General features: G+C 46.8%; 17 protein-coding genes and 3 pseudogenes. 3 read left to right on the top strand and 17 right to left on the bottom strand.

Features of this window, described 5'->3' with window-relative positions; genetic code table 11:
* Positions 1 to 443 precede the first annotated feature (443 nt).
* Genes AC0IYG_RS00425 through AC0IYG_RS00405 form a run of 5 tightly spaced genes read right to left on the bottom strand, consistent with a single transcriptional unit; the run spans position 444 to position 7,244 of the window.
* Positions 444 to 1,322, bottom strand: a complete 879-nt coding sequence (locus tag AC0IYG_RS00425) for an AraC family transcriptional regulator (RefSeq protein ID WP_471709064.1) — start codon at positions 1,320 to 1,322, stop codon at positions 444 to 446.
* Positions 1,323 to 1,340: 18 nt separating this feature from the next.
* The gene (locus AC0IYG_RS00420) at positions 1,341 to 2,144 is read right to left on the bottom strand and encodes a family 43 glycosylhydrolase (RefSeq protein WP_471709063.1); all 804 of its coding nucleotides are present in this window, start codon (positions 2,142 to 2,144) and stop codon (positions 1,341 to 1,343) included.
* Positions 2,032 to 2,313, bottom strand: a complete 282-nt coding sequence (locus tag AC0IYG_RS00415; protein WP_471709062.1) for a hypothetical protein — start codon at positions 2,311 to 2,313, stop codon at positions 2,032 to 2,034. Before AC0IYG_RS00415 ends, AC0IYG_RS00420 begins: the two co-directional genes overlap by 113 nt.
* 10 nt (positions 2,314 to 2,323) lie before the next feature.
* A complete protein-coding gene (locus tag AC0IYG_RS00410) occupies positions 2,324 to 6,088 on the bottom strand; it encodes a PVC-type heme-binding CxxCH protein (RefSeq protein WP_471709061.1) in 3,765 nt (1,254 codons plus the stop codon).
* Positions 6,089 to 6,116: 28 nt separating this feature from the next.
* A complete protein-coding gene (locus AC0IYG_RS00405) occupies positions 6,117 to 7,244 on the bottom strand; it encodes a Gfo/Idh/MocA family protein (protein WP_471709060.1) in 1,128 nt (375 codons plus the stop codon).
* A gap of 162 nt (positions 7,245 to 7,406) precedes the next feature.
* On the opposite strand from AC0IYG_RS00405, the gene AC0IYG_RS00400 reads away from it, so the two are divergent.
* Together AC0IYG_RS00400 and AC0IYG_RS00395 are read left to right on the top strand one after the other, a co-directional pair.
* On the top strand, positions 7,407 to 7,958 hold the full coding sequence (locus tag AC0IYG_RS00400) for a GNAT family N-acetyltransferase (RefSeq protein WP_471709059.1): 552 nt from the start codon (positions 7,407 to 7,409) through the stop codon (positions 7,956 to 7,958).
* A gap of 62 nt (positions 7,959 to 8,020) precedes the next feature.
* Entirely contained in the window at positions 8,021 to 9,466 is a 1,446-nt protein-coding gene (locus tag AC0IYG_RS00395) for a glycoside hydrolase family 125 protein (protein WP_471709058.1), read from the top strand.
* Between the two features lie 621 nt (positions 9,467 to 10,087).
* On the opposite strand, the gene AC0IYG_RS00390 is transcribed toward AC0IYG_RS00395, so the two are convergent.
* From AC0IYG_RS00390 to AC0IYG_RS00370, 5 genes are all read right to left on the bottom strand, one after another.
* Positions 10,088 to 11,062 carry a PepSY-associated TM helix domain-containing protein gene (locus tag AC0IYG_RS00390; protein WP_471709057.1) on the bottom strand — a complete coding sequence of 325 codons (975 nt, stop codon included), beginning with the start codon at positions 11,060 to 11,062 and terminating at the stop codon, positions 10,088 to 10,090.
* Positions 11,013 to 11,264: a PepSY domain-containing protein gene (locus AC0IYG_RS00385; RefSeq protein ID WP_471709056.1), complete on the bottom strand. Its 252-nt coding sequence runs from the start codon at positions 11,262 to 11,264 to the stop codon at positions 11,013 to 11,015. Before AC0IYG_RS00385 ends, AC0IYG_RS00390 begins: the two co-directional genes overlap by 50 nt.
* Before the next feature lie 27 nt (positions 11,265 to 11,291).
* Positions 11,292 to 13,766, bottom strand: coding sequence for a TonB-dependent siderophore receptor (locus tag AC0IYG_RS00380; protein ID WP_471709055.1), 2,475 nt, complete (start codon positions 13,764 to 13,766; stop codon positions 11,292 to 11,294).
* 181 nt (positions 13,767 to 13,947) lie between these two features.
* Positions 13,948 to 14,775: a sugar phosphate isomerase/epimerase family protein gene (locus tag AC0IYG_RS00375; RefSeq protein WP_471709310.1), complete on the bottom strand. Its 828-nt coding sequence runs from the start codon at positions 14,773 to 14,775 to the stop codon at positions 13,948 to 13,950.
* Between the two features lie 212 nt (positions 14,776 to 14,987).
* Entirely contained in the window at positions 14,988 to 15,329 is a 342-nt protein-coding gene (locus AC0IYG_RS00370) for an META domain-containing protein (protein ID WP_471709054.1), read from the bottom strand.
* A 371-nt stretch (positions 15,330 to 15,700) separates the two neighbouring features.
* Here AC0IYG_RS00370 and AC0IYG_RS00365 point away from each other — a divergent pair, with 371 nt between their 5' ends.
* Positions 15,701 to 16,561, top strand: a complete 861-nt coding sequence (locus AC0IYG_RS00365) for an AraC family transcriptional regulator (protein WP_471709053.1) — start codon at positions 15,701 to 15,703, stop codon at positions 16,559 to 16,561.
* 236 nt (positions 16,562 to 16,797) lie between these two features.
* On the opposite strand, the gene AC0IYG_RS00360 is transcribed toward AC0IYG_RS00365, so the two are convergent.
* The 7 genes and pseudogenes from AC0IYG_RS00360 to AC0IYG_RS00330 all read right to left on the bottom strand — a co-directional run.
* Positions 16,798 to 18,234: a Gfo/Idh/MocA family protein gene (locus AC0IYG_RS00360; protein WP_471709052.1), complete on the bottom strand. Its 1,437-nt coding sequence runs from the start codon at positions 18,232 to 18,234 to the stop codon at positions 16,798 to 16,800.
* Positions 18,235 to 18,261: 27 nt separating this feature from the next.
* Positions 18,262 to 19,098 (bottom strand): ThuA domain-containing protein, encoded by an 837-nt coding sequence (locus tag AC0IYG_RS00355; RefSeq protein WP_471709051.1) that lies wholly within the window; start codon positions 19,096 to 19,098, stop codon positions 18,262 to 18,264.
* Positions 19,099 to 19,143: 45 nt separating this feature from the next.
* Complete coding sequence (locus AC0IYG_RS00350) at positions 19,144 to 19,932, bottom strand: SDR family NAD(P)-dependent oxidoreductase (RefSeq protein WP_471709050.1); 789 nt, start codon at positions 19,930 to 19,932, stop codon at positions 19,144 to 19,146.
* A gap of 41 nt (positions 19,933 to 19,973) precedes the next feature.
* Positions 19,974 to 21,171: pseudogene (gene uxuA, locus AC0IYG_RS00345) on the bottom strand (mannonate dehydratase).
* Between the two features lie 56 nt (positions 21,172 to 21,227).
* The gene (locus AC0IYG_RS00340; RefSeq protein ID WP_471709049.1) at positions 21,228 to 21,920 is read right to left on the bottom strand and encodes a TolB family protein; all 693 of its coding nucleotides are present in this window, start codon (positions 21,918 to 21,920) and stop codon (positions 21,228 to 21,230) included.
* Between the two features lie 68 nt (positions 21,921 to 21,988).
* Positions 21,989 to 22,553 (bottom strand): annotated as a pseudogene (locus AC0IYG_RS00335) (DUF3748 domain-containing protein).
* 51 nt (positions 22,554 to 22,604) lie between these two features.
* Positions 22,605 to 22,928: pseudogene (locus AC0IYG_RS00330) on the bottom strand (hypothetical protein); the annotation flags it as partial.
* Between the last annotated feature and the right edge of the window lie 116 nt (positions 22,929 to 23,044).

Genomic DNA, 23,044 nt, shown 5'->3' with positions numbered 1-23,044 from the left:
AGGAGGAATACACGAGTGAATGGTTTGAGAAAATGAAGTAAGCAAGGGAAAATCCCAAAGGGATTTAAGATCAGTAGCAAAGTCAACATGCGCGCAAAAACGCCAATCCCGGAGGGATGCAAGATTGGTAGAAAAAGAGAAATCAACGTAAAACGCCAATCCCGGAGGGATGCAACGTCGTGTACAATATTACATCCCTCCGGGATTTGATGCGATTGCGAACGGTTTTTGTTACCGATATTACATCCCTCCGGGATTGTTTTTGCACTGATTTCAAATTTGCTACCAATATTATATCCCTCTGGGATTGGCGTTTTACACGCACGTGAAATTTGCTACCAATATTATATCCCTCTTCAAAGCTCCAATCTGGTTGCCCATGAAATCATGAAATATGGGATAGAAATTGGGAAAGTGGCCGCCTAGCGTCTCTTTCAACAAATTTACCCAACCCGCTCGCGAAAGTCCTTATGAAATTCCCGCGGGCTTTTTCCCATGATCTTTTTAAAAACGCGGTTGAAATTGGTCACATTATCGAAGCCGGTCTGGTAACTGACGTCTGAAAAACTGTCGAATTTGCCGGAAATGATGATTTTGCAGGCTTCGTTGACGCGGACTTCGTTGAGGAAGCTGATGAAAGTTTTGTCGGTGTGTTTTTTGAAATAACGGCAGAATGCTTGGGGTGTAAGGTTGGAGATTTCTGAGATTTCGGCTAGTGAAATGTGCCTTTTGTAATTGCTGACCAGATATTGGAAAATCTGGTCCATGCGGATTCCTTCGACTTCGGAAATGATCTGCTCGCTGTTGTTGGTGGCCAGCGGCTTAATGTCGCGGATGGTGGAGAACAAATGCAGCAGCGAAATGAATGACGCCACCCGCATGCTGTCTTTGTTCTGTTTTAATTCTGAAATCGTTTTCTGGACAAGGGGCAATGCGGATTCGGGAATCTGGTAACCGTTGTGCAGGCCGTCGACAAATTTGCGGATACTTGCCATTTCGGGCAGGCTTAGAATGTTCTGGTGGAGCTGCATCGGGTTGAAGAAAATGGAAACGGAATGGACTTGCTTTTTCTCTTCGGGATTGAAATAGGCTTCGTCGTTTTTGAAAATATGCGACTGATTGGCACCAATAATGTAAACCTCGCCCGACTCAAAACGCTGCATATAATTCCCGGCGATGAGAATTCCCGAACCTTCCACAACCCATTCAATCTGAACCTCCCGATGCCGGTGCAAATGATTGTAATAATGCGGCAACAAGTCTTCCTGCACCACAATGGTATGCTCCTTGGAAACCGGAATGGTGAATTGGACGACTTTCATTTGCGTTTTTTAAACATATTATAACAATGGCCAGCCGTCTTCCCAGCGCAACTTCTCAACCCGCAGCTTCGAGCGGCCCTTGTCTTTGGCGTCGTATCCATGAAATATCAGATAATCCGTGCTGTCGAAGGTGCAAACCGCATTGTGGCCTACGCCGTGCCAATCTTTATCGCCTTCAAGCAGCAATGTTCCGCCCCCATTTTTCATCGGCGTTCCGGCCTTGTCCATGTAAGGACCGGTCAGTTTTTCCGAGCGGCCTACGCGCATTTTGTAAGTGCTTTTTTCGCCGCGGCAGCAATAGTCGTAAGAGGCGAAAAGGTAATAATAGTTATTTTTTTTGAAGATAAAAGGCGCTTCAATGGCTCCATTGCCAGATTCTGAATTGGAAACGGTCTTTGGAACACTTGCTAATGTATGCCATTGCTGCGGATCGGTCGCAATGGACATTGCATCCTGATTGAGCTTAACCAGCTTAATGCCATTCCAAAATGAGCCGAATGATAACCAGGGCTGCTGGTTTTCGTCTAAAATAAAATTGGGATCAATCGCATTCCATTCATCCCGGCCAGGCACAGATTCAATGACTTGCTGGTGGTCGCTCCAGCGGTAATCCGGACTTTTCGGATCCAGTGTTTTATTGGTTGCCAGGCCGATGCACGAGCGGTTTTTACCAAAAGTTGAAATAGAATAATAGAGATAATACAGGCCATTATGAAACGCAATGTCCGGTGCCCAAATGTGCCCTTTGAAACCGGGAACTGCTTTTACCGCCCACTCGGGCGGGGACGCAAAAACGGGCTTTTCCTTCTTCCAGTTTTCCATATCCTTTGACGACCAGACTGTTATGCCCCGTCCTGTAAGTAAAAACGTAGTAAGTTCCATCCTGGCGGATCATGACGGGATCGTGCGCAGGAATGTTTTTAAACAAAGAATCCTGGGCGCAGGATATTTTAGCGCCCAGGATTAGTATCAGAAAAGCAATGTGCTTCATTGATTTCAGGTTATTTACTCAAAACCGCCTGCTCTTTGATGACTTTCATGTTGCCTTTCATCAATCTCCAGTGACCGGGGAATGTGCAGACGTAAGGATAGTCGCCAACCACGTCAGGCACTACGAATTTCAGGCGGAAAGTTTGTCCCGGGTTCACAAGCGGCGTTGCGGCCAAAACTTGCGGAATGTTCGGAACGTAGTTTTTCTCTGCGCCGTCTTTCGCAGTGATCATTTTGTCAGCGGCTGCGCCGATTATTTCAGTCGATTTTGGTTTTCCAACGACCACATTATGCTGCATTGCATCCGGGTTTTCAAAAACAAGCTCAATCGTTTTTCCCGCAACGGCAGTGAATTCGGTTAAGCTAAACTTCATTTCCTCACGGATCGCTTTGATCTGAACCACCTGCACATTCGGGTCAACTGCGACATCTTCCTTAATGCCGTAAGATTCCATCAACGTGGTGAAACGCGTGCTCAAATCGTCCGGAAGGTCTCCCTTGATCGAAGCAAGCAATGTTTTGCCATCTTCATTTGCGGTTTCTTTGCGTTTTGGATTCCAAGCGCCAACGATTCCTTTCATGATGGCATTTCGTCCTTGCGGATCAAGCGTTTGTGCTGTTTTGATCATTTTCAAAACATCGTCACCGCTTGCATAGGAAGTGTAACCGCGTGTCGCGCGCTCCAAAGCAAAGTCAGAAAGCTTATCCATACGCTTCACTTCGAAGCTTTTGCTCATGGTGTTGTTTTTGTTCTCATCTTTTTCTGGAACAACATTGTCCACGTCCACCGTCGCTGTAATGTTCACTTTTCCCGACTCGTCCGATGTAAATCCGAAACCTGATTTCCAGGGGCCATTATTTCCCTCCGTCAGTTTCACAGTTTCACCCGGCGCTATGCCGCTGTTAAGCTGGCGGCTAATGTAATTCGTGTTCAATGAGCGACTTCTGATGCCCACATTCACAACCGGAACAAGCTCTTTTGGAACTGCAACTGAACCTTGGTTTGTAATTTCAATCACCACACGCGCATATTCACGAACGTAAGGTGTTTTTGGCTCAATCGTAATGTTCGTAATAGCCAGTTCAGCTGAGCCTTCCACGGTTGGTTTCGCAGTGGCCGTGTGCCCGCTGTGATCCATGTTGCTGTGGTCCATGGCTTTATCTGCACTTGTTTTCTGCGTTGAAGCGGCAGTTGCAGATGATTTGCTTACACGTTGTGCAAGATATTTCTCACGCAATTTGCCATTTTGAGCATTCAAAACTGCTGCAAAAGCATCCGGCATCCAGCGATCTTCCGGCATAGCATAGGTGTCCATCAATCCCAAAACCGCAGTCTCAACTTCCGGCGTGTAAGGAATTTCGGAGAATGCAAGCAGCGAGTTTAAAACCACAAGCGGCGCTTTGTCGTGCAATGCATCGGCTGTCAGCAATGTCTGCGCGGTGGCAGGATTGCGTGGCAACACCTGAACGGCTGTTTTGCGCACGTCAGCAGATGGGTGTTTCAATGCTTCCGTTACGGCAGCCAAAACCGCCGGATCTTCGATCGCTTTCAGACCGTGCAATGTCCATAATGCGTGGATCGCAGCCGTGTTAAGGCCAACTTCGTCAACGGTTTTGTCCTTAACCAGCTCAACCAATTTACCAGCAACATCTTTGTTTCCGCGTTCCACCAAAAGGCGTTGCGCGTGACGACGCCATAGCATGTTGGTGTTTTTCAATGTCGCAACCAGCTCGTCCGGACGGTCTTTGCTCAAAACGATCGGTGTATATTTTGGTGCATCTTTCCAGGCAATGCGATACAAACGACCGTGTGTAAAATCACGCAAATCAGTCTCATATGCATTTCCTTTTCCGTTTTCAGATCCTTTCGGCGTCGGGTTATGCTGGATAATGTAGCTATACCAGTCAGCCACCCAAACAGCGCCATCCGGGCCAACTTCTGCAAACACAGGGGCAACCCATTCGTCTGCTCCGGCAAGCAAGTTGAAGCCTAATGCATCCTCAAAATCTGTTCCTTTCGGTTTCATGATGTTTTGGTGCAAAATGTGTCCCGTAGGCTCAGAAACGAAGGCAACATTGTTCCAATATTTTTTTGGAAATGCTCTTGCCGTGTAAAAGTTATGTCCGGCTGCGGCAGTAAATCCGCCAAAAACGTCCACCTGACGCACTTTCGGCGTGATCGGCTGCATGTCTTTATGCGTATCCGTGCTGCGGCTTCCGTTATCCACTTTGCTTTGACCAAAATAACGGTTTGGAATGGCGCTATACCAGCCGTGCGAGTTATTAGCCGTTGAGCCAAAAAGGTCGCCTGCTTCGTTGAAACCAAGTCCCCACGTGTTATTAGAGGTTTTTGCAACAATTTCCATATCTGTTCCGTCCGGTTTGAAGCGGAAAAGTGCTTGGCCAAAGTTCAAAGAATCGGCGTTTCCGAATTTGCCTTTGAAGCCTGAGTAACCAACCGATCCGTAAACCCAGTTATCGAATCCATAATGCAGGTTAGAAGGTCCGGCGTGCGTATCACCCGTTCCAAAGCCTGAGAACAAGATTTTCTTCACATCAGCTTTATCATCGCCATTTGTATCTTGCAAAAACAGCATATGCGGTGCCTGCGAAACAATGATTCCGCCGTTCGCAAAAACAAGGCCTGTCGGAATGCTTAGATCGTCCGAGAATTTCGTGAATTTGTCAGCCTTACCATCTTTATTCGTGTCTTCGCAGATCAGAATGTAGTCGCTTCCGCCCGTGTCTTTGCGCTCGTTTGGATAATCTTTTGTGATCAAAACAAACAATCTGCCACGCTCATCCCAAGTCATCGCGATCGGGTGCATTACGTCTGGCTCGTGCGCGAAAACGTCCAATGTGAAGTCAACCGGGATTTGAATGTGCTTTACAGATTCCTCAGGCGACAAAGGCAATTGCTGCATTTGCGGGCCAGGGCGCTGCTCGTAATTAGGAAGTTTGGCTGCACGATATTCAAAAGGTTTTGGCGCCAAAGCTGCCAAAGATTTTCTTGCATCATCGTTAACCGCCCAAAGAATCCCTTTTTCCAACATATCCTGGAATCCAGGAACCGACCAGGTGCGTTCGTCGTGGCCATAAGCCGTATAGAAAATGCGGCCTTTTCCGTGTGTTCTCACCCATGTGTAAGGCTCTTTTTGCTGTCCCGGTCTGTCTTTTTCCTGATCTTTTTGGATCAAACGCTCCGTCAGAACAATGTTATCAGGCTGTAATTTTTCGTGCAAATAGGTTTCATCCACCGTTTTGAACTCCTTCACACCAGCAATTGCAGGGTGATCGGGTTTTGTCCAAACAGGCTGGATCGTGTCCCACGTATGTCTCCAGAACTGGCCGCCGATCAGCTTCACCACTTCCGGATTGTTGCGGAAACAATACGAAGCGCAGTGGATGGGGATAAAGCCTTTTCCGCTCGCCACGTAATCCAGCAATGCTTTCGCTTGCTGCGGTGCGATGGAATCCCAGTTTGCATAAAGCATCAGGGCATCGTATTTGTTAAGTGTCTCAGAATTAAGGTCATTCAGGTTATCCGTGTAGGTAAAGTTGAAACCTTTCGGGCCTAATGCAGCCATGATCTGCGGCACACGTTCAGCAGGCTTATGGTGTCCGTTATCTCCCAAAAACAGGATTTCCAGACGCCGCGCCTTTCCGGCCTCGCTCTTGGCCGAGGAGCTCTTCACCGACGCGTTCTGCGATGAAGGCTGAGAGGCACAGCCCAGCAGGACAATACCAAGGATAAAGGATAACGCTTTGGTTTTCATTGAGTTGTTTTGTGTCTTGATTGTTGTCTTACGATAACTCCTTAAAATCAGGCAGCTGAATTAACGCGCCTCCCTGTAATGCCGACTCATGCGCCAGAATCCCAACGCTCGTCCAGTTAGCCGATTGCCATGCATTCGGGAAAGGCTCGCGGTCTTCAATTAATGCAGTGATGAACTCGTGGGCCAAATGCGGGTGTGAGCCGCCGTGGCCGCCTCCTTGTACAAATGACAAATGCGCGTTTTCGTCCAGGTTATAAACGCCTTTTCCGGTGAAATGACGGATTTCTTCTGGCAGATAATGTGCGTAATCTGGTGTTGCCACTTTCTCAGCGATTTCGTGTTCCGGTTTTTTCGCCGTGTGGATCACAGGATCTTCGCCTTCGATCAATGGCCATTCGAATGATTTTTTGCTTCCGTAAACCTCAAAACTTTCTCTGTATTGACGCGCCACGTCAAATAACGAGCGATATACATAAGCAGATAAGTCGCTGTCCTTAAATTTAATATGCGCGGATTCAACTGCAAAAGGAGAGTTGTGGATTTTGGCCAGATCTTCGCTGATCGTGCCTGAACCGAAGCAGGAAACATATTCCGCTTCCAGCTTCAAAAGTCCCGCAACCGGGCCTACGCAATGCGTTGCGTAATGCATAGGAGGCAATCCAGGCCAGTAATCAGGCCAGCCTTCCATATCCTGCTGGTGACTTGCTTTCAGGAACTGCACTTTTCCCAATTCACCTTTTTCATACAATTCTTTTACAAACAGGAATTCTCGCGCATAAACCACGGTTTCCATCATCATGTATTTTTTGCCCGATTCTTTGGTCGCTTTCACGATCTCGATGCAATCCTCCACGCTCGTCGCCATCGGCACGGTGCAGGCCACGTGTTTTCCGGCGCGCAATGCCTTCAAAGTCTGCTCGGCGTGGTTGGGAATAGGGGAGTTAATGTGTACGGCGTCTACATTCGGATCATTCAAAAGGTCGTCGTAACTTGTGTAGCGCACGTCGATGCCATATTGGTCACCAATTTCATTCAGTTTGGACTCTGTACGCTGGCAAATTGCGTACATATTTGCATTGGGATGTTGCTGGTAAATGGGGATAAATTCGGCTCCGAAGCCAAGACCAACGATTGCAACATTAATTTTTTGAGACATATTTATTTTGGTAGGTTAATGATCCGGTTTTAGGCAATACAATTTTAAAACAAAATAGTGCTAAAAACTTTACGTCTTTTGATTAGTACTGACTCGATTTTGACCTGCTTTTTGGCGCAGCGACAAATTCTTGCAAAATATAGATAGAAATTATTAAATTTTATGATCCGACCAGCCACATCCGAAGACGCTCCAAAGCTCGCTCCCCTCATTATTCTTGCCCTGGGCCACATTGCCTGCCTCTTCGCAAAATCCGACGATCCAACTGACGCAATTCCGCTGATGAAAAAGTTTATTGCAGACAAAGGCAATCAATATAGTTATGAAAATACATTGGTTTACGAAGATGAAAACGGCGTAATCGGCTCTATAGTCGGCTACGATGGCGCCCGCTTGCACGAACTCCGCGGGCCCGTTCTGAAAGTCCTCCGAGCATCCGATCCCGATTTTTCACCAGGTGACGAAACGGAGGCTGGCGAGTATTATGTCGATTGTGTCAATGTCGATCCGGCGCATCAGGGAAAGGGAATTGGCAAAAAGCTGCTGAACGCATTTTGTGAATTGGCCGCTGCAAAGCATTTTAATCGCGTTGGATTGATCGTGGATAAGGTGAATCCGGATGCCAGGAAGATCTATGAAAAAGTAGGTTTTCAGGTGGCTGGCGAAAAGGAATTTCTGGGGCACACGTACGATCATATGGTGCGGGAGGTGTGAAAGGATATTTTTGCCTAAATTGCTTCTTTAAAATATTTTAATAAATCATTTTTCCTAAATCCATGTCTCAACCGAGCAGTTCTCACCGGAGAACATTTATAAAAGCCAGCGCGATGGCTGTGGCCGGGATGGCCGTTTCCAATTGGTCATTTGCCAAAAATGCTGCTGATTTTCCCGTCGTTCGCATTCCTGCCGACAAGCGGAGTTTTACCAGTCCAGCCGTGGAAGCGACGATTACCCGCATGAAAAAGGTAATTAAGGACCCCGAATTGGCATGGCTTTTCGAAAATTGCTTTCCTAACACCATTGATACAACCGTTCATTACAAACCCATCGACGGCAAGCCCGACACGTTCGTCATCACCGGCGACATCGACGCCATGTGGCTCCGAGACAGCACAGCGCAGGTTTGGCCGTATTTGCCGTTGCTCAAAGAAGACAACAAGTTAAAGGATATGGTCGCCGGCCTCATCAACCGCCAGACCAAATGCATCATTATTGACCCTTACGCCAACGCATTTTACGACCGACCGAAAGAAAGCGAATGGACCAAGGATGTGACCGACATGAAACCCATGCTCCACGAACGCAAATGGGAGCTGGATTCACTTTGTTACACCATTCGCCTTGCTTATAATTACTGGAAAATAACCGGGGACACCAAGCCTTTCGACGCCGACTGGACAAAGGCAATGGGGTTAATCCTCAAAACCTGCAAAGAGCAGCAACGCAAAGACGGCCCCGGCCCATACAAATTTGGTCGCGTAACATCGTGGTCTACGGACACGGTCCCAGGCAACGGTTATGGTAATCCCATTAAGCCAAACGGCCTGATAGCAAGCACATTCCGTCCTTCTGATGACGCGGCGATGTATCCATTCTTCGTCCCTTCCAATTTCTTCGCAGTCGTTTCCTTCCGTGAAGTGGCTGAAATGCTGGAAAAAGTAGGCGGCGAAGGCGCGAAAATGGCAGGTGATTTCAAAGCGTTGGCAACAGAAGTCGAAACTGCATTGAAGAAATACGCCGTTTATCCACATCCGGAATTTGGCAAGATCTATGCATTTGAAGTGGATGGTTTTGGAAACTATCTGCTTATGGACGACGCAGGCATTCCTGGCTTGATTAGCATGCCATATTTAGGTGCCATGTCAGTTAAAGATCCGATCTACATTAACACAAGAAAATTCGTTCTAAGCGATTCCAATCCTTATTTCTTCAAAGGAAAAGCAGGCGAAGGCTTAGGCAGCCCGCACACATTGGTAAACCAGATCTGGCCCATGGGAATCATCGCGAGAGCCATCACATCCACCGACGACAAAGAAATTGAAGCCCAACTAAAACTTCTGAAAACCACGCACAATAACACCGGCTTCATGCACGAATCCTTTGATAAAGATGATCAAAGCAAGTTTACGAGGAAGTGGTTTGCCTGGGTTAATACGTTGTTTGGGGAGTTGATTTTAAAGTTAGAGAAGGAGCGGCCGCATTTGCTGGCGAAGGTTTATTGAGCGACCAGCGGGTTGAAACCCGCTGTTAAAAATGGTTCGAGCCTCTGGCTCTTGTTAGGTGGCGAACCATCGACTGAAAGAGCCGTAGGCTCGACCGATTTTCCAGACCGGGTTTCAACCCGGGATGATTGGGTTACCAGCGGGTTGAAACCCGCTGGTAAAAAATGGTCCGAGCCTCTGGCTCTTGTTAGGTAAGCGAACGATCGACGAGAAAGAGCCGTAGGCTCGACCGATTTTCCAGACCGGGTTTCAACCCGGCATGATTGCGTGAACAGTGGGTTGAAACGCGCTGTTGATGAGGTTTGATCCGAGTCGGTAACGTCACACGTTTTGTTACATCCCTCTGGGATTTGCGTCTGGGTCGTTGGCTTTTTACCGCGTTGCGGCTACCAATATTTCATGCCTCTGGCATTTTTGCGGTGGCAGGAAAGAGCTTGCTGGGAATGCTAAATGTTAAATCGCGGAGCGATGGAATTTTGGCGCCCGACGCGCATAAGAAAAGCAACGATGGGCAAATTTTTAAATGCCGGAGGCATGCAATACTGGTAGAAAAGAGGAATTGGACAAGTCTGGAAATGCCGGAGGCATGTAACAACCTGCACGACGCATTTTTTCCGTCAATCAATTCGCAATCACCGGTTTTGTCGTTGATTTGTTACTTCCAAGCGTGGCCGCCTGGTTTTTCACTTTCTTACTCTTAAATTTCCTCCCCAACCAAATCACAACCCCCGTAACCGGCAAACTAGCGGCAATGAGCGCTGTCAAAAACGCAATAATCTTAGTCGGCCAGCCGAGCAGGCTTCCAGTGTGAATCGGGTAAATGAGCCTCCTGACTTGCATGCCTTTGGTTTCTTCGGCATACAGGCGGGTTTTGACGAGGTTGCCGTTGTTTTTGTCGAAATACAGGAAGTTGACGATGTTGGCGATGGGGGCGTTGTCGTCGGCTTTGGATATGGTGATGGATAGGCTGTCGGACGCGGGGAGGGTTACGAGGATCTTGCCGGGGTTGGGTAATGTTTGGTTTGTTGCGTTGTATATTTTTTCGAGGGTGCCGGAAATTGGTGTTTTGAATGTGGATAGGTTGGCTGGTGCTTCGCGTTTTTGCTGGGGCTTGCCGTCGAAGGTCATGAAAATGATGTTGTTGACCCATTTGTAGCTCCATACTAAGCCGGTGAGGGCGATTATGAAGACGAAAGGCAGCACGTAAAAGCCGAAAACGGCGTGTAGATCCCAGTTAAGGCGTTTGAATTTGGCGTTCCACTTGATGGTGAAGCGTTGCTTTGTGTTTTTTCTGTTTGGCCACCATAGCACGAGTCCGGTGATCATGATGATCAGAAACATTACGCAGGAGATTCCGGTAATGGTTTTTCCTGTTTCTTCCAGACATAAATAGCGGTGTAGCCTCAATACAACGCTGAAAAAAGCATTCTGCTCGATTCTGGACGCTGCGATAATTCCTGTGTATGGATCAACAGCCACGGACAAGATGTCTTTTTCCTTTTTGCCATTTTTCAAACCGAAAATAACATTGCGGTCCGCTTCACTTTCAATGGTTATTCTGACAGGTTTTTTGGCAGGAAAAGCTTCTAGTAGCATTCGATTGCAGCACGTCGAGCGGCAGGCGCTGTTTTCCTTCGTGCGCGGCAGAAATGTGAAATTGCTTGTCAATAACCGGTTCGAGTTCGTCTTCGAAAACGAGCAGGGAGCCGGTGAGGGCGACTATAAAAACCACAAGGCCGGAGGAAACCCCCAGCCATAAATGCAGTTGCGACGCAATCTTTTTGAATGTTCCTTTCACAAGTTTTGGATTTAGGAATAGTACATTTTAAAAGGTGTAGGAAATGGTCGCCATGAAATTGCGCGGTGCTCCGGGGAACAGTCGCAAATAATCGTAGCCGCCAACCCAATATGTTTTGTTAGCCAAATTGTTCAGGTTCACCTGGAACTGGAATTTGTCGATTTTGTAATAAATGGCCGCATTCAGCAACTCGTAACCCGGCAATGTCTGGGTGTTGTTGATGGACACATTCCGCTCAGTTACGAAATTTCCTCCTAAGCCAATCCCAAATCCGCTTAATGCTTCATTGACAAATGTATATTTCGTCCAGATGCTTCCCTGATTCTTTGGCGCATTCGGTTTCTGCCTGTTTACCAGCACCTGGTCGGCTGCTCTTGAACCGGCGTCGGTGATTTTTGCATCATTATAACTGTAAGCGACGATCAAATTCCAGTTTGGAAGAATGTTTCCGGTCACGTCAAATTCAACGCCTTTTGCGATTTCGCCGCCAATTTGCTGCATTAAGTTTGGGTTTTCAGCCGCATTGGCCGAATACAATGTGTTGTTTTGCTCGATCTGGTAAACCGACGCATTGGCTGTCAACCTGCCATCGAGCCATTCGGTTTTCAAACCGGCTTCGTACAAGCTGCTGCGGATCGGGTCAAACGGCCCGCCGGATAAAGGATCGCTTTGCACGGTGGCGTCTTGCGGGTTGTAGCCTTTCGTGTAAGTTCCGTACACATTAATGTTGTTGGTCAGCGTATATACAGCTCCGATACGCGGCAAGAGGGCGTGCTGCGTTATATCCGTTTCGTTGCTGGTTGTGTAGCCTTTTTTATCAATGTAAGAGTCGTATCGCAAGCCTAGGAGAATTTGCAAACGGTTGATTTTTAGTTGTTCCTGCAAATAAAGGCCGTGCAGTTTGTAGAAAACAGGCGTTGTGGAGGCATTAGCAACAACATTATAAATGTATTTGGAAGGATCTTCCATGTTGTTATTCTGCACCGAAAGGTCGTAATGAGAAATGTTCGGTTTTGGAATGCTGCGCGTCACGCCGTTCTCTGTATAATCGTAGAAAACGTATTTTTCTGGCGTTTTGGCATTATAAGCTCCTGCACCGCCTGCTTTCAGCAAATAGCCACTTGCAGTTTGTTGGCCCGAGCCTTTCGGTGTCACAGATTGAATGTAATCATAACCCACAACGAGCTTATGCTCAGCGATTCCCGTATTGAAATTATGGTTCAGGAACAGCGAAACATTGTCCATAAACGACTTCGTTTTTCTTACAAAAACTTGCCTAGCAACGAGGTTATCAATCGCCTTTCCAGCCGAATCGATTCCGTTCACATTGCTGCTTCTATGTTCCAAAAGATCCTCGGAATAGCCCGTGCGCAGGTAAGCGACGTTGAAGGAAGTGTTTTGGGTAAATTGGTGATTTAATGAAGTCGTTATCAGATAGGTTTCTTCATTCAAATAATCGTTGACTGCATTCAACGAAGTCTTGATCGAGCTGGAATAAAGGTCATTTCCTTTTACAGATTGCCCACGATCCAGGCGGCTGTTCGAGCGGTTGTATACGAGGTCAAAATTGATGCGCGTTTTGTCTGTCGGCAGAAATGATATGGACGGCGCGACGATAATGTTTTTGTCAAATTGCAGGTTCCGGAAACCTTGTGCATTCACATAACCCAGATTCAGACGATAAAGCAATGTTTTGCTCTCATTCATCGGGCCGGTGAAATCTGCCAATGTGCGCAATGTGTTGAAACTTCCGGTTGTAAACGTCAGGGATTTCTGGGGCGTGGTCAATGGCTTTTTCGTCACGCGATTGATCGTTCCGCCCGGCGACGTGTTCCCGTAAAGTGCTGAGGCGGCGCCTTTAATCACTTCCACTCTTTCCAGATAATTCACCGGCGGCTGTTTCCAAAACCCGGAAAATGTCCTCAACCCATTCACCAATTGCGTTGTGCTGCCGCCGTTCATGCGGAAACCACGGATGGTCAAATCGTCATAAAAAGTGAATTGGTTTACGCCGCTCATGTTTTTCACAGCGTCGCCCATCAGGAATGTTCCCTGATCGCGCATCACTTCTTTGGTAATGTAGCTGATCGCCTGCGGCACTTCCTTAATCGGTGTTGCAGTTTTGCTGGCGATGAATGAGAGGTCATTTTTGTAAGAGGTTTCTTTGCGGCCGGTGATTTCCACGGTTTGCAATTCCTGCGCATCTTCGGTTACCGTCAGTTCCAATGTGGTTGTTTCACCGGATTTTACAGCAATATTTTTATCAATGCGCTTAAAGCCAACGCCCGTTCCGATCAACTGATAATTGCCTTCGTTCAGCCCTGAAAATTCAAAGGAACCATCAGCAGCTGTGACGGTTCCTTTGCCTGTTCCTTTCAAAATAATGTTAACCGATTCAGCTGGCTGATCCGAACTTGTTTTAACTGAGCCTTTTATATTGCCGGTCTGGGCATTGGCAGCCGCGCAGATCAGCGTCAAGAATAGTAAAAATGATAAGCGCATAAATTTGTATAAATAAGATCTCTTTCGATTTGGGAAGCAAAAGTAGGCTTATTTAGACCAATCCAAAATAATACTGCGTCAGATTTTTAACCAATATACGCTTAGGCGCAAATTCATTTTAAATGTTCAATTTTTTCTTTCGATTCTACTTGATTCCAGCCAGTTGTAGCCGGGAATGAGCTTAGGACAAGTTAGATTTGATAAATGCTAGTCCGTCGCGCATCAGTTGTTCTTCGGATTCAAACATCTTTCTCCAAATGTTAGCGACCGGCAATTTCTGGCTAAATGCTTCAATGCTAATCCAGCCGTCATATTTAAGATCCTTAATCGCCCTGAAAACACCATCCCAATCTACATTGCCTTTTCCGGGCGTAGAACGGTCATTTTCAGAAAGTTGGATAAATGAAATGCGGTCGCCGGCTTTGCGCATGGTGTCGCCAATGTTCTTTTCTTCAATGTTCGCGTGGAAAGTGTCGAACATGATCTTGCAATGCGGGTGATTTACTTGGTCTACAAACCGGATCAGCTCGTCGCCGCAGCTTGTCAGATATAATTCAAAGCGGTTTAAATATTCCAAACCCAGTGTAATGTCCAATGATTCGGCATAATCCGCCACTTCGCGAATGCCTTCAATTGCCCATTGCCATTCTTCCTGCGTGGCTGGCTGACCGGTGAAAACGCCCAATGCAGAGTGGTAAGGGCCCATTAATTTGGTTGCGCCAAGCACTAGGGAGCAATCCAATGCACTTTTTAAATGGTCAATCGTATGTCTGCGCATCGCAGGGTCCTGGCTGATCAAATGTTCGGAGGGGCCGCAGATCGTGTCGGTTTCACAAGCTAGTCCAAGCTCGTCGAGCTTTTTGCGGAAGTTAAACCAATGTGCAGGATTGGTGTTAAAAATGGGGACTTCTACGCCGTCAAACCCGATTTCTTTGATCAGTTCGAGGGTAGGGAAAAGGCTATCGTCTATCTGAGGCCCCCAAAGGAGCAAATTCATACTGTACTTCATCAAAAATGGTGTTTGGTCAGGCTATGCGCTGCTAAGATGCACACAATTTTACAATAAAAAACCGCTTCCCATTTTACCTGATTTGACAAATATTAGCCACATATTGACCTTTCGCCAGGATTCAAGCGGAGAATAAGCCAAAACATGTGGCAAAAGAAAAGGCAGCCTGATCTGATAATCAAGCTGCCTTTTGTATGTTCTTAAAAATGAAATTACTGCACTCTGCTGAAAATCATCTGATTGTTATTCTCATAATATAAGATCAACCGGTTCATTTTCAGGTCGTAAAGATTAACGTTAGGCAATGCGTTCACGAACAGGTTGCCCCATTGCGTTTCTGCGCGTTCTGTTCCGCCGCCGCCCATTTGAATGGTGTTCTGCTGCGCGGTTTCGTAAAATCCTGTGAGAATGTTGGTTGACGAGGTGCCTTCCAGTTCACCTTTGTCCTTGAAATTGAGCACAACGGGCATTTGTCCTTTGGCCAGGGCCGGCTTCTGGATGGTGTCAGCGTTTTGTACTATACTTTGTAATTCCCATTTGCCGGTCAATTCCATATTACTGTTGATTGTGGTCGTTTTTCCACAACTCGACAGCATAAAATGCGCAAAAATTAGGGTTAATAGAGGGACGAAATTCTTCATAATTGCTAAAATGCTTCTTTATTAATAACTGAGAACAGCACTATACTGAAAAGATTGGAATGGGTTTCCGGAACGCTTTTTTATTAAAAAATTATGCCAATTACAATACATTCTTCCCTTAGCGTTTACCGCTCTGCATTAATACAACGGCATGTTCAGCCATTTCTTTCACCGTTTGCTAATTGAATTTAAAGGTCAAAAAGATAAGTAGAATCAGTGATTGATCGTATTTTGACGCATATATCCTATTTTTACATGTTTGAAAGGTAAAATTAGGCAAGTCGATGAAGGCACCAATCCATAAGAATATTGAAAGCCAGGTCAGGACGGTGACCATACAAGAGCTGAAAGCACCGCATTTTGATCCTAACTGGCATTTTCATCCGCATTACCAACTTTTCACCGTGCTGGAAGGAACCGGCAAGCGGCTGATCGGGGATTCCGTGCAAACGTTCGGTCCTGGTGATACGGTTTTCCTCGGGCCCGACGTTCCCCACCTCTGGCGAAGTGATGCTGCGTATTTCGACACCGGTTCGTCATTGCATACGCATGGCGTTGTTTTGTACTTTCAGGAGGATTTTCTGGGAAAGGATTTTCTGGATAAACCGGAAATGCTCGCATTGAAGCAGTTGCTCATTGATTCCAAACGGGGCATTGAATATAAAGGCGAATTGCGCAGCCATATCCGCTCGGAATTGATGTCGATCATGCATTCAGAGGGTTTTCAGACCATTCTCCAACTGCTTACCCTATTGGACAAGCTCGCGCATGAAACCGGCGGTTCGCCTATTTCGAGTTACGGCTACGTCAATACTTATAAAGTTTCCGAGACGGAGCGGATGCACAAAGTCCATAATTATGTGCTGCAGCATTTTTCTCAGGAGATCAGATTAGGCGATGTGGCATCGCTGGCGGGCATGACGGAGGCGGCTTTTTGCAGATATTTCAAAGCCAGATCTAACAAAACCTTTATTGATTTTGTAAACGAAATCCGCATTGGACATGCGTGTAAGCTGCTTTTGGAAGATAAATGGACGATCGCCCAGATTGCCTATGACAGCGGATTTGATTCTTTATCCAATTTCAACAGGAATTTTAAAAGATATATCGGGCACACTCCGAGAGAATATAAAGGGAATTATTAGTTATAGTGACTGATGAAAATTGACATAACTAAAATCAAGATATAATGATAAATCAATTGCCCCGGGCTTCAGCCCGGGGCAATTTTAGAAATTGATGATAAAAATAAGATTCTATCTTAAATCATTTTGCCCTGGGCTTAAGCCCAGGGCAATCTTAGAAATTGATGATAAAATAAGATTCTATCTTAAAACTATTGCCCCGGGCTTAAGCCCGGGGCAAAGGAGAAAAAGAGATGCTATCCTTTTACATAATTAGTTCCATATGGGCCGCGCTGCGGCCTTGACAGGGTTGCATTAGCTTCTTTGTCGCCGATATATTCTTCTTTTTTTGGATCCCATTTCAGCTTGCGGCCGAGTTTCATGGCCGTATGTGCGATGAGGCATGCTGAGCAGGAGCGTTGCGCAATTTCAGCGTGGCTGATTGTTTGTTTGCCATTTTGAATGCTTTCAAGCCAGTTTTGATGCTGCTCGGGACTTTCATACAAGTGAATTTCGTTGGGCTGAATCACGGAGCCCAGGATTTTGGCATCACTCGCATAAAACGCCTTATTTTCTGCTGCCGAAGCCGCAGCAACCGGATCGGAGGCTGTTACGCCCACATTGCCACGTGACACGAAGATCCAGCCGTCGGTTCCTTCAAACTTGATCCCGTTTGGATTGGTGCCCCCGATTTCCATTTCAATGCCATTGGCATATTTTGCATTGACCAAAAAGTCGCCGTGGACATTCCAGAGGCCAGAGCCCGCAGCCGGGAAAGTCGCTTTTCCATCGATTTCGATCGGCCCGGTAAGCTCTGTGTCCATGCCCCAATGCGCAATGTCGATGTGGTGGGAGCCCCAGCCCGTGATCATTCCCGCACCGAACTGCTCTAAACGCAGCCATCCCGGACGGTCGTTAATGTCGGTTTGCGAGTGCACGCGGTCCAATGTATAATAGATTTCCGGCGTTGAACCGAGCCACATATCGTAGTTCAGATTTGCCGGAACAGGCATTTTCTCCGTGTTACCACCAGCCGGATCGCCGGGCAAGCCCACGTAAACCTTTTTCAGCTGGCCAATGCGACCATTACGCACGAGTTCGCAAGTTCTTTTAAACTGCGGCCAAGGATTCATCGACCGCTGCTGACTGCCCAATTGGAAAACCACTTTCTTCTTTTTGATCATTTCAGCCATCATGCGGCCTTCTTTGATCGTTAGCGAAGTCGGTTTTTGCATATAAATGTGCTTACCAGCAACAGCCGCTTCCATCGCAGGCTGCGCATGCCAGTGATCGGGTGTGCTAATGATCACCGCATCAATTTCTTTGTTGGCCAAAAGCTCTTTATAGTCGTCATAAGCCTTCACATCGACGTAATTAGCTTTGCCCGTTTTATCTGCGTATTTTTTTTCAATCCATTTTTTACCTTGTGCCAATCTGTTTTTATCCAGATCAGCAACGGCCATAACGTGCGCAACTTCGTTTTTCAAAACTTCCGGCAAATCATGTCCGGTTGCAATACGGCCAATGCCGATCTGGCCAATATTAATGCGGTTACTCGGCGCATATTTGCCAAAAACACTTGCCGGAACGATCGCGGGGAACATTGAAGCTGCAATGATTCCTGCTGTTCCGGTGGCTGCACTTTTCAGGAAAGATCTTCTGTCCTGATTATTTTCTTCGGTTAAATTTTTCATAGAAGCCCGGATTTGTAATGTTGAATGTTACTGTTTACGCACTGCATCATTAGGGCTCGTCGCATAAGCCTTACTGTAATTTCTGGCCTTTTGCGGGCCTATGGCGAATTCAATGGCTCCGAGAATGTGTTTTCTCAAATCTTCCTGTTCGTAATCTTCTTTCTGGTGCCCCAGCGAAGTGTAAAACGCACGGCCGCCGTCATACTCGTGCCACCAAACCGAAGGAAACACGGTTCCAAATGTGTCCAGCGCTTTTCCAGCTGGTTTTTGAATGGTGGAATGATCATTAACTGCCAACACATTCAGATTTACGCCCATTTCTTTTACAAAATAAAATTCATCCGTTTTGCGCTCCCATTTGGCTGGCAAATGTGCTAATGATGGATTTTTGGCATCCAAAATATTCACCGTAAAACTCTGTCCGGGTTCATGCCAGAAAAAGGTTCCGCCGAGCATATCCTTAAACCAACGCCATTTGCGCTCCGTGCCGGAAGCCGAGTGCAAGCCAACGAAATTGCCGCCCGCCTGGATGTAACGCATCAATGCAACGCGTTGTGCATCCGTGTCAAACACATCATTATTCGTGTTTGAAAAAACCAGCGCATCATATTGTTTCAGATTTTCATCCGTAAACTTCGCAGGATCATCGCTCACATCAACGCCAAATCCATGCTGCTTCCCCAGCGCCTGCATAGCCGTCACCGAAGCCGCAATGTTATCATGCACGTAACCCTTTCCATTTTTAGTATAAACAAGGATTTTCACTTTGTTCCACTTGATTTTTTGGGCGTGCGTTTCCGCCAACAGGAAGAATGTCAGGAGTAAAAGAAGGGAAATTGGTTTAATCAAGCGGATGCTTTTCATGGATCTTGGATTTGGAGAATGTGTCGGTTACTATTTGTTAAATTTTTAAAACCCAATCGAATTCCCGCCGTCCACGGGCAGCGAGACGCCGGTGATGAATTTGGCGGCGGGGGAGGCAAGGAATACGGCGGCCCAGCCGATGTCGTCGGGTTTTCCCCAGGTTCCCATGGGCGTGCGGTCCATGGCTTTGTCGCGGCGTGACGGATCGCCGTTCATGGCGGTCAGCATCATGGGCGTTTCTATAAAACCCGGCGCAACGGCATTTATCCTTACATTGTAGGGGGAAAATTCCGTGGCGAGCGCCTTAACCATGCCCCCGACTGCGGATTTGGAAGCCGTGTAAGCCACTACGCGGTCAATTCCGTATAATGCGGCCATGGATGTGATCATGATGATGGAGCCTTTCCTGCGTTCGATCATGCGTTTGCCGACTTCTCTTGTTACGGCAAAAACTGCATGTAAATTTGTTTGAATAACACGGTCAAAATCCTCGTCTGTGACTTCAATCGCATGTTTTTTCATGTTGATCCCAGCATTGTTGACCAGAATGTCAATCGGGCCGTGTGCGGTTTCAATGTCTGCGATCAAGCCAGGAATGGTGCTCAATTGCGTAATGTCGTTTACGAAATAACTCACATTCGCACCGAGCTGCTCCACTGCTTCTTGCAAAACAGCTTCACGACGACCGGTAATCACCACTTTTGCACCGGCCTGAACCATGCTTTGTGCAATGTAAAAGCCAATTCCGCTTCCTCCGCCAGTTATGAGCGCGCGTTTTCCTTCAAGTGAAAAGACATTCAATGAAGCTATATTATTATTGTCAATTTCAGGCATTGCTATATAATCGTAAGTTCTTTAACGGAAATAATGTCGTTTTAAATGTTTAATGCGCGTTTAATGCCCATTTCAAGACCGCGTAATTCTGCTAATGCCTTTAAGCGGCCGATTCCTGAATATCCGGGATAAGTCCGTTTGTGCAGGTCGTCGAGCATTTGGAAACCGTGATCCGGGCGCATCGGGAGCTCATTGTCCGGATAACCTGCTCCTTTTCGCTTCGTTTCTTCGGTTAGTAATGCTTTTATTACGGCGTACATGTCCACGTCACCATGCAAATGAGGCGCTTCATGGAAATTCCGCGTTCCGTCTTCCCTTTTGGTCGTTCTTAAATGCACGAAATGAATGCGGTCACCGAAACGGTCTATAATTTTAACCAGATCATTATCAGCCCTTACGCCGAGGGATCCGGTGCAAAAAGTAATTCCATTTGCCCGCACAGGACTCGCTTGCATTAGTTCTTCCAGATCAGCTTCGGTGCTGACAACTCTTGGCAAACCGAGCAACGATCTCGGCGGATCATCGGGGTGAATGCATAAATTGATGCCAAGATCCTGGCAACCGGGGCGACTTCTTTAATAAAATAATATAGGTTTTCGCGCAGCTGTTTGTCGTCAATGTGCGCATATGCGTCCAGATAACTTTGAAAATGAGCGAGATCAAAAGCCTCTTCGGAGCCAGGTAAGCCCAATAAAACGGTGTTGGTTAAAACTGAAAGCTCATCCTTAGACATTTTTTCAAATTTGTCCAATGCCGATTGCTGGATTTCCGGTTCATAATCCGAGGCAGCATTGGGTCTGCGCAGAATGTATAAGTCGAACAGGGCAAAATCTTCCCAAACGAAGCGAAGGGTTTTTTGTCCTTCGGGCATGGTGTAGTCGAGCTGCGTGCGCGACCAGTCCAGAACGGGCATGAAGTTATAGCAAACGGTTTTTATTCCGCATGCGGCCAGATTCCTTAATGATTCCCTATAATTTTCAATGTAAAGTTCGCGGGTAGGGAGGCCTTTTTTAATGTGTTCGTGAACCGGAAGACTTTCAATCACAAGCCATTCAAGCTTCGAGAATTGTGCATTGCCAGCTTCGATAAGCGCTTTATGTTCTGCAATTGCGTGGTCGACCAGACATCGCCGACAGGAATCTGATGCAGCGCGCTGACGACTCCGGAGCAGCCGGCCTGACGAATGTCCATCAGCGAAACCGGATCATTCGGCCCGAACCAGCGCATGGTATGAATCATAGGAAAATTTGCATATTAAGTTATAAATATGCAGACGCAATTGCTCACGGTTTCCCCTACATCTTCACTTCAATGACAAAGATTTGCTGAGACGGCGCTTTGCTTTCTTTTTGAATCAAACGGTTGAATGCTAATGTCTTGCCGTCTGGTGACCAAACTGTATTTGTAGGAGCGGGGCTCGTGGGTTGCGTGAGTTTTGTTATCCTTTGCTCAAAAGGCGCATCCCCGGTTTTGCATAATGTAATGCTGCCTTCGTGCACGTAACTCACCGATTTCCCATCCGGTCGCCAGCGAATGTTCCCTGAAACATTGGAATCGTGCATCGTAAGCTGTTGCGGCTTGCCTCCGAATGGCGAAATCAGAAATATTTGTTCAATGCCGTTTCCGTCTTTTCCAAAATAAGCGAGCGCGTTTCCGTCAGGCGATGCGCGCACGATGCCTGTGCAGCCGGGATATTTGGTTTCTGACGTGAATGTTAACCTTCGTTGAACAGCACCTTTTGGCGGCATCGGAAAGTCGTCTTTTGTTCCTTCCAGCGGGCCAGCGTCTCCGGGTTGCGTAATGTCTTCGGGAATGTCCACAATAAAAACTTCATTGACATCTTTCCCGTTTTTGTCCTTCACGACGCCGATAAATGCCCTCGCAATCTGTTTTTGACCATTTTTGAGCAAATAGCCATCTCTTCCCACCCAACTGTCACCCGCCGCATGACTGATCTCATCGCTTCCCGGTTCAGGATTGGGAACCACGCGGACGACCAGTGCGCTAAACCATTCACCGGAGATATTTTCCTCATTTTGATCAACTATAACGGGCTCTATTTTTCTGAAACGCCGATTGTGCGGAGGTTTCGTTTTTGCCCGGTTTTATCTTCCAATGCTTTTAAAACGGCATCATTATAAGTAAAACCAATCCAGTTTCCATCGCCGCTCCATTCGTGCCGGTGCGTTCCGCCGTAACGCCCCCGGCGTAAATGGGAATGTTACATCCCGCGCATCCATGAAAATAGGCACATTCGGATTCTTATCCTGGATAATTACGCCCGTTCGGCGCCATTGCTGGTAAGGGTTTTCCTTTGTGCTGCTCGCCAGACCATGAATAAAAACGACCGCATTTTCAGTTGGACTGAAGCTTACCGCTCCCGCTCCGGGTCCCCAGATCCGATTGTTTTTTATCTCAAAAAGTACTTTTTTCTCGCCGGTTTCAATGTTTACTTTCTCAATTTTTGCAGATGCTGCAATGCCTCCGCTATCGGTTCTGGTGTCATAGACGAGCCATTTTCCGTCGGGTGAAAAATTGTCGTTATTATCCAGATCGTGATGGTAATCGTAATCGTGCGTGATCTGTTTTTCCTGAACAGACTCTTCTTGGCAAGAAAGCATGGGCAAAAACATTAATAGAAAAAGTAAAAATAACGTTGAATGTGCATATGGCTACTTTTGAGAACCACTGATGACGCCGAGATAGCGTCCCATCCAGTAAGGCAAAAGCCAGATATCACCTGCACTATATTCCGAATCACCTTCTTTTTCAGCCCTGTCGAGACCGAACATGTTCGCATTATGACGCTGAATCGGACGCTCGTCGGGAGGAAGCACTTTTTTGGTGGTCTGTCTGCGGAAATTCGGAGCGATGAAGTCGATATCTTTCCGATGACTGTTCTTAATGTTCCAATCGATGAGGTCGAGCGGGTGCTCTTGCGAATACCAAACCGCTTCTTTCAAATCAAAGTCTTTAACACCTGTCAATGCGGTGAAGCGGCGCACGAAAAACGCGAGAAAGCGTTTCACGATAAATGCGAAAACTAGAGAACGGACAATGAGAGGCTCTGGTTAATATCGGCTTCTGATAACTGAACGAAGTAAAAAAACAT

Source organism: Dyadobacter sp. AC419, from assembly GCF_979253085.1.
This window is presented reverse-complemented; position numbering and strand designations above follow the sequence as displayed.